This window comes from Clostridium sp. (genome assembly GCF_018372875.1).
Lineage (GTDB): Bacteria > Bacillota > Clostridia > Clostridiales > Clostridiaceae > Clostridium.
The window spans coordinates 91,342-99,742 of sequence record NZ_JAHAIF010000006.1 but is presented as its reverse complement, the minus strand read 5'-3'; the positions used below and the strand labels follow the sequence as shown (position 1 = coordinate 99,742).

The 8,401-nt window shown below is 31.3% G+C and carries 9 protein-coding genes; all 9 read right to left on the bottom strand.

Going from position 1 to position 8,401, the window contains the following annotated elements:
• Positions 1-125: 125 nt before the first annotated feature.
• On the bottom strand, positions 126-1,175 hold the full coding sequence (gene ispG, locus KIB46_RS03800; RefSeq protein ID WP_291670906.1) for a flavodoxin-dependent (E)-4-hydroxy-3-methylbut-2-enyl-diphosphate synthase: 1,050 nt from the start codon (positions 1,173-1,175) through the stop codon (positions 126-128).
• A gap of 14 nt (positions 1,176-1,189) precedes the next feature.
• Positions 1,190-2,203, bottom strand: coding sequence for a M50 family metallopeptidase (locus tag KIB46_RS03795; protein ID WP_156558848.1), 1,014 nt, complete (start codon positions 2,201-2,203; stop codon positions 1,190-1,192).
• A gap of 11 nt (positions 2,204-2,214) precedes the next feature.
• Positions 2,215-3,375 carry a 1-deoxy-D-xylulose-5-phosphate reductoisomerase gene (dxr, locus tag KIB46_RS03790; RefSeq protein ID WP_156558847.1) on the bottom strand — a complete coding sequence of 387 codons (1,161 nt, stop codon included), beginning with the start codon at positions 3,373-3,375 and terminating at the stop codon, positions 2,215-2,217.
• A gap of 19 nt (positions 3,376-3,394) precedes the next feature.
• Complete coding sequence (locus KIB46_RS03785; protein ID WP_363290124.1) at positions 3,395-4,360, bottom strand: AI-2E family transporter; 966 nt, start codon at positions 4,358-4,360, stop codon at positions 3,395-3,397.
• A gap of 85 nt (positions 4,361-4,445) precedes the next feature.
• Positions 4,446-5,240: a phosphatidate cytidylyltransferase gene (locus KIB46_RS03780; RefSeq protein WP_291670905.1), complete on the bottom strand. Its 795-nt coding sequence runs from the start codon at positions 5,238-5,240 to the stop codon at positions 4,446-4,448.
• 15 nt (positions 5,241-5,255) lie between these two features.
• Complete coding sequence (locus KIB46_RS03775) at positions 5,256-6,026, bottom strand: isoprenyl transferase (protein ID WP_156558844.1); 771 nt, start codon at positions 6,024-6,026, stop codon at positions 5,256-5,258.
• Between the two features lie 69 nt (positions 6,027-6,095).
• Positions 6,096-6,653, bottom strand: coding sequence for a ribosome recycling factor (frr, locus tag KIB46_RS03770; protein ID WP_291670904.1), 558 nt, complete (start codon positions 6,651-6,653; stop codon positions 6,096-6,098).
• 10 nt (positions 6,654-6,663) lie between these two features.
• Positions 6,664-7,377: a UMP kinase gene (gene pyrH, locus KIB46_RS03765; RefSeq protein ID WP_027097532.1), complete on the bottom strand. Its 714-nt coding sequence runs from the start codon at positions 7,375-7,377 to the stop codon at positions 6,664-6,666.
• A gap of 70 nt (positions 7,378-7,447) precedes the next feature.
• Positions 7,448-8,359: a translation elongation factor Ts gene (tsf, locus tag KIB46_RS03760; protein ID WP_027097531.1), complete on the bottom strand. Its 912-nt coding sequence runs from the start codon at positions 8,357-8,359 to the stop codon at positions 7,448-7,450.
• Positions 8,360-8,401 lie beyond the last annotated feature (42 nt).

Below are 8,401 nucleotides of genomic sequence, written 5' to 3'. Positions count from 1 at the left end.
AATGGATATTTATGTATATTGGGAGATGCTTTTGCATCTCCTTTTATTTTTATCTAGTTTTTATTACTATCTCTGCCTACTAAAATTATACTCTAACGATAAATTTTTACATCAATTAGGTTTAATTAAAGCAACTTTATTTCCTTCATTAATTCTTCAATTAAATCCTCTTCTTTGCACTTTTTAATTATTTCACCTTTTTTAAATATAATTCCTTCGCCTTTACCTCCAGCTATGCCAATATCAGCCTCTCTAGCCTCTCCTGGTCCATTAACTATGCATCCCATAACTGCAACTTTTATATCTTTATTATTGCCTTCAAGTCTTCTCTCAACTTCATTTGCAATTTCAATAAGCTTTATTTGTGTTCTTCCACATGTTGGACAAGAAACAAATTCAAGCCCACCCTTTCTTAACCCCAAAGCCTTTAACATTTCCTTTGCAACTTTAATTTCCTCAATTGGATCACTTGTAAGGGAAACTCTTATAGTATCTCCTATTCCTTCTGCAAGTAATGTACCAATACCTATACTTGACTTTATTGTTCCTCTAAATGGAGTTCCCGACTCAGTAACTCCTAAATGAAGAGGATAATCAACCTTTTCACTCATAAGCCTATAAGCATCTATCATCATTCTAACATCTGAAGATTTAATAGAAATTACTATATCCTTAAAATCTACTGCTTCTAATATTTTAACATGAGCTAATGCGCTTTCTACTAATCCTTTAGCTGTAGGCTTTCCATCTCTCTCTAGAATCTCTTTTTCTAAAGAGCCTGAATTCACACCAATTCTTATTGGAATATTTTTAGCTTTACAAGCTTCAGCAACCATTCTAACTCTTTCAATACTTCCAATATTCCCCGGGTTAATCCTAACTGCTGATATACCATTTTCAACAACTTTTAGAGCTAATCTATAATCAAAATGTATATCTGCAACTACCGGAATAGGTGATTGTTTTACTATTTCTTTAATTGCTTCCGCAGCCTCCATATCAGGCACTGTACATCTTATAATTTCACATCCTGCATTATAAAGTTCTCTAATTTGCTTTAATGTAGCCTCAACATCTCTTGTATCTGTATTAGTCATAGATTGGATTGTAACAGGAGCATCTCCTCCTACATATACCTTTCCTACTTTTACTTTTCTTGTTAACTTTCTATCCATTTTATCCTACACTCCTAAAAACTAATAGGGAAAATTATATCCTTTATTGTTACTAATATCATAATTCCTATCAGTAGCATAAATCCTACTGTATTTAGAACCCCTACTATTTTATCTGGTACCTTTCTTCTTGTTATTAATTCTATAAATAATATAACTGCCCATCCACCATCTAAAGCCGGGAATGGTAATAAATTAAACACTGCTATGCTAACAGAAAGTATTGCAACTAGCTTCATTAAATTCCACACACCTACTTCTGCTGCACCTGCTGACATCTTAATTATTGTAACAGGACCTCCAACGTCAGTTTTTAAATTGGCTTCTCCTGTAAATATCATTTTTAACCCTTTAAAAGTTTGAGAAATCAAAGATGCAGTTTCATTAAAACTTTCCTTTATACTGCTTAATATACTAGGATTTTCTTCACCCTTGAAATAAACTCCTATCATATACCTTCCTTCATCCTCTATATATGCAGGTTGTATCGTTACTGTATCTTTTAATCCTCCTCTTTCATACTCAAGGTCTATTGTTTTGCCTTTATTCATATTTACGCCAACAGAAATATCGCTATTTGTAAACACTTTACTTCCATTTACTCTAGTTATTTTGTCTCCTGGCATTAATCCTGCTGAAGCAGCTGGTGTTCCAGCCTCAATTCTATCTAAGCTTGTAGTTACAAATCCAAAAATATTAAATATAGTACTTAAAATAACTATTGCTAATACAAAATTCATGAAAGCTCCAGCTAAGATTATAGAAATTCTTCTTAATGGTGATTTAGCTGAAAAACTCCTTTCGTCATCTACAGCCTCTTCTTCCCCTAACATTTGAACATATCCACCTATAGGTAATAACGAAAGAGAATATCTTGTTTCCTTCCCTTGATGTGAAAGTATCTTTGGTCCCATACCTATAGAAAATTCAACAACCTTAACCCCATTTAATTTTGCTGCTATAAAGTGTCCAAATTCATGTACTATGATTAATAAACCAAACCCTAAAATCGCCAAAATATAATTCAATGTCTTTCCTCCTAACCTCTATTACACGCTACATACTCTCTTACTTTTTTATCTAATTCAATTACGTTATCTAAGGATAACTCTTTTTTGCATTCAACACTAAAGTAATTTATAGCTTCTTCAATAATATCTCCTATTTCTAAGAATTTTATCTTCTTATCTAAGAAAAATTGCACAGCAACTTCATTAGCAGCATTTAAAACTGTTGGAACTAAGCCACCCTTTTTTCCTGCTTCATACGCAAGTCTTAGACATTTAAATGTTTCTAAATCTGGTTTTTCAAAAGTTAATTTTGATATTTCCCAAAAATCAATAGATTTAGCTACTTCTTCTTTTCTTTCTGGATAATTCAATGCATATTGTATAGGAAGCCTCATATCTGGAGATCCAAGTTGAGCTATTATACTTGCATCCTTATATTCAACCATAGAATGTATAATACTTTGAGGATGAACTACAACTTGAATATTATCATAACTACAATTAAACAACCAATGAGCTTCAATTACTTCAAGGCCCTTATTCATTAATGTAGCTGAATCTATTGTAATCTTCTTTCCCATACTCCAGTTTGGATGATTAAGAGCTTCTTCTAAAGTTATCTCCTTTAAATCATCTATCTTTCTTCCTCTAAAAGGGCCTCCAGATGCAGTTAATATTATCTTCTTTAAACTATCTAAGCTATTCCCTCTTAATGACTGAAATATAGCACTATGTTCTGAATCAACCGGAAGAATTTTCACTCCATTATCCTTTGCTGCCTGCATAACTAATTCACCTGCAACAACAAGAGTTTCCTTATTTGCAAGAGCAATGTCTTTCTTTGCTTCAATAGCTGCCATTGTCGGCTTTAAACCTATCATACCTACAACTGAAGTAACAACAATATCTATTTCTTCAAGGGATGCTATTTTTATTAACCCTTCCATTCCTTCAAGAATCTCAATATCAAAATTATTCTCAGTGCAATATTCTTTTATCTTTAAAGCTGAGCTACTATCCATCATTCCTACATATTTCGGCTTAAACTCATTTATTATTTCTATCATCTTTTCTACAGATGAATTAGCAGTTACCCCAATCAATTTTAACTCTTTATTAGATTTTCTAATTACATCTAAAGTTTGAAGTCCTATTGACCCTGTTCCCCCTAATATTGAAAGTTTCTTCATGTCTTTATCCTCCTAATTGCTACTTATCTTCTCCATAGATTATATCCTTAGCTAGAATCCCATACATAGGGCCTACAACTATTCCAAGAATCCCAAATAACTTAACACCTATATATATAGATAATAAAACTAATAAGGGATGTAATTCTAGTTTATCACTTAAAAATTTTGCTTCAAGCACTTCTCTAATAACTTGAACTAAAATATATAAGCATATCAACCCAAAAGCTACTATATAATCTTCCACTATAATATTGTATATTATTATAGGTACAAATACAATTATTGTTCCTACATAAGGTAATATGTCTAATATTCCACAAATAACTCCAAGTAAAACTGCTTTTGGAACCCTAAACATTATGAACCCTATAATTATTTCAAGGGTTGACATTAATACTAATATAGCTTGAATACCTATCATTTCCTTAAAGTTACCACCTTGATACTTAGCTTTATATAATATATCTCTTGGTATTAATCTTTTAACTAAATCCTTCATTTTTTCTTTATCCACTAAAATAAAAAAAGCACATATATTGCCTATAAAGAATGCTGCTATTCCTTCTCCTGTTGTTATAGCACTTGTTTTTATAAAATCCTGATTTAATATAGATATAACACTACCTGCAATACTTTTTCCATCTCCTATATCAATAAATCCAATATAAGTTCTAATTAAATCTTCTATAAGTTTAATATTTCCCTCATATAATTTTTTTAATAAAATGAATATACTACCACCAAGATAAATAATAAATATAACTAAAGCTAAATTTACAAATAAAATTGATAACGCTCCGGCAATTTTATCATGTATATTTAACTTTATAAAAAACTTGTATAATGGACTTGCAATGAGAAACATTATAACCATCCATATAAAGGGTTTGAAATAGTATTTTATAATTAATGTTAGAATCGTTATTATTAATAAAAGCATAATCAAATCAATTAGTTTTTTATATCTTCTTATAAACTCCAAAAAACCCCCTCCCTTGCACATACATTAAAATATATGCAAAGAAAAGGGGTTATATTTGCAGAAATAAAACATAATATTTTTTAATTTACAATGCTAATATAAAAGTTAAGTAATAGAATACTATTAATCCTGAGAATAATATTGAATCAAACCTATCTAATATACCACCATGACCTGGAATAAGATTACTATAATCCTTTATTCCTACATATCTTTTTACAGAAGATGCTACTAAATCACCAAACTGACTAAACACTCCACATAATGCTCCTATAATAAAGAAATGATATATTGGAAAAGTAGCTATATATCCTTGAGCAACAAATCCTAATATTCCACAAGAAATTGTTGATCCTATAAGTCCTCCAATAGAACCCTCTATAGTTTTCTTAGGACTTACTTTTGGGCATAACTTTGTTTTTCCAAATAATCTACCAGCATAATATGCAGTTGTATCTGTCATCCATGATCCTATAAATATTAGCCATACATAAAAAGCTCCACCGCTTTTTTCACTTACTAGGTATATAAAACTAAACAAAATGCCCACATATAAGAATCCTAGCAAAGTAATTGCAACATCAATAAATGTATACTTTAAGTCTACTACAGGTATTATTAAAAGTATAAATGTTGCTAAAATTATCATAAAAATAAGCTTTTCAAAATCATTATCAAACAAATAGAATAGTATTAATAAAATATATCCTACCATTTCAATTGGTTTAAAGTCTTTTTCTTTTAACGCTTTATAAAATTCATACATTCCTAAAGCAGATAAAATGAAAGTAAATATTTTTAGAGGTAAACCTCCCCAAAATATAAATAATATAAATGGTGCTATCATAAGTGCACCTAGATATCTGTTATCTGATTTCAATACCTTCACCCCAATCTATTTTATTCCACCAAAACGTCTATCTCTGTTTTGGTAATCATAAATTGCTCTTTGTAAATCATTCTCCTTAAAATCAGGCCAATTAATATCTGAATACCAAAACTCTGAATATGCACATTGCCATAAAAGAAAATTACTTAATCTTTGTTCTCCTGATGGTCGAATTATTATATCTGGGTCTGGCATTCTTGCAGTATATAAATAATTATTCACTAGAATATCATCTATATTATTTATATCTATTTTTTCATCTTTATAATCATTGGCTATTGCTTTTATTGCTCTTATAATTTCATCTCTTCCACCATAATTTAAAGCTACATTCATAACTATTCCATTATTATTTTTTGTTCTTTCTTTAGCTCTCTCTATTTCCCTTATGCACTCTTCTGGTAGTTTAGAGATATCTCCAAGAACATTTATAACAACACCATTTCTATCTAATTCATCTATTTCTTGCTTTAAGTATTGAACAAGTAACTTCATTAGCGCTCCAACTTCTTCTTTAGGCCTCTTCCAATTTTCAGTTGAAAATGCATATAAAGTCATGTATTTAATGCCAAGTCTATCCCCTTCTTTAATTATGCGTCTTATTGTTTCTACACCAGCTTTATGCCCCATAGTTCTTGGAAGATTTCTTTGTTTTGCCCATCTTCCATTACCATCCATTATAATAGCTACATGTTTAGGGATATTATTCATATCTAATTCTATATTTTCGTCATTATCCAAGCTATTCTTTTTCTTATTCTTAAAAAAACTAAACAAGGTTGGCCCCTCCCATAATATCTAATTAACAAAAAACCTGCCCTTGGAGCAGGTTTTTTATTTGCTAGCCTAAATTGACATTATTTCCTTTTCCTTAGCTGAAATTATGTTGTCAATTTCTTTAACGTAAGAATCAGTTATTTTTTGAACTTGATCCTCACCCTTCTTAACTTCATCTTCTGACATATCTGAATCCTTCTTTAATGCTTTTATCTTTTCATTAGCATCTCTTCTTACAGATCTAACTGCAACTTTAGCATCTTCACCTGTCTTTTTAACATTCTTAACTAAGTTCTTTCTAGTTTCTTCTGTTAATTCAGGTATTATTAATCTTATTACTGAACCATCATTTGAAGGATTTAATCCTAAATCCGACTTAAGTATAGCTCTTTCTATATCTTTTAGTAATGGTTTTTCCCAAGGTGTTATCATAAGTACTCTTGGTTCTGGAGCAGATACATTGGCAACTTGATTAAGTGGACATAAGCTTCCATAATACTCTACTTGAATTCTATCAAGCATAGTTGGATTAGCTCTTCCTGCTTTCATAGTCGATAACTCTGAATTAAGAACTGAAATAGTCTTTTTCATTTTTTCTTCTGAATTCTTAATAATGTCCTTGATCATTTTAACCCTCCTACTTTTTTGATACAAGCGTTCCTATTTTTTCGCCTTGTGCAGCTCTTTTAATATTTCCAGGTTCATCTAAACCAAATACAAGTATAGGAATATTATTATCCATACATAAAGAAGTAGCTGTTGAATCCATTACCTGTAATCCTTGTTCAAGAACCTCTATATATGATAGTGTATCATATTTTTTAGCATCTGAATACTTATGAGGATCCTTATCGTATACTCCATCAACTTTTTTAGCTAATAATATTACATCTGCTTCTATTTCTGCTGCTCTTAATGCTGCAGTTGTATCAGTTGAAAAATAAGGGTTTCCAGTTCCTGCGGCAAAAATTACAACTCTTCCTTTTTCAAGATGTCTCATAGCTCTTCTTCTAATGAAAGGTTCTGCAACTTCCTTCATTTCTATAGCCGTTTGTACTCTTGTCATTACTCCAACTTGTTCTAATGAATCTTGTAATGCTAAAGCATTTATACAAGTAGCTAGCATTCCCATGTAGTCAGCAGTAGTTCTATCCATACCTTCACCGCTTCTACCTCTCCAAATGTTACCACCACCAACAACGGCACCTACTTCAATCCCCATATTCACAAGTTCTTTAATTTCTAAAGCTATTCTTGTAGCTACATTAAAATCCAAACCGAATCCATTTTCTCCAGCTAAAGCTTCACCTGATATCTTTAGCATCACTCTTTTATACTTAGAATTAGACATCTCTATACCTCCAACGTAAATTCCTATATCTTTAAAAAAAGAGAACACTTAGTGTTCTCTTTGGTTTTAACTATTTACCCATTTGCTTTGCAACTTCTGCAGCAAAATCTTCAACAACTTTTTCTATACCTTCGCCTCTTTCAAATCTTACGAAGCTATTAACAGTGATTGGAGAACCAACTTCTTTAGATTTTTCTTCAACAAGCTTTGCTATGCTCTTATCTCCATCTTTAACCCAAGCTTGATCTACAAGACATACTTCTTTATAGTATTTCTTGATTCTTCCTTCAACCATTTTATCAACGATCTTTTCTGGTTTTCCTTCATTAAGAGCTTGAACTCTGTAGATTTCTCTTTCCTTTTCTACAGCTTCCTTATCAACACCTTCTTCATTTAAGAATAATGGGTTTGCAGCTGCAACTTGCATACAAAGTTCTTTAGCTAAATCTACAACTACTTGAGATTCAGTTTCGCATCCTAATTCAACAACAACACCAATTCTTCCACCACCGTGAATATAAGTTTGAACTGCACCATTAGCAACTTCAACCTTCTTGAATCTTCTTACTGTCATGTTTTCACCTAAAGTAGCAATTAAAGCAGTTAAAGCTTCTTGAACTGTTTGTTCTTCATTGTACTTTTCGTTTAAGAATTCTTCAACAGTTGTAGCTGTTGTATCAACAACCATCTTAGCTAGTGAATCAGCAAAAGCTACAAATTGTTCATTAGCAGCAACGAAATCTGTTTCACAGTTAACTTCTACGATACCAGCCTTCTTATTATCTTCTGTAATATATGTCTTAACAAGACCTTCAGCAGCAACTCTTCCTGCTTTCTTTGCAGCAGCAGCTAATCCTTTTTCTCTTAAGAATTCTACAGCCTTTTCTATATCTCCATTAGTTTCTGTTAAAGCCTTTTTGCAGTCCATCATTCCTGCGCCAGTCATTTCTCTTAATTCCTTAACTGATTTTGCAGTTATCATATTCATTTCCTCCTTTATATTAAGTAACCCTTATCATTTAGG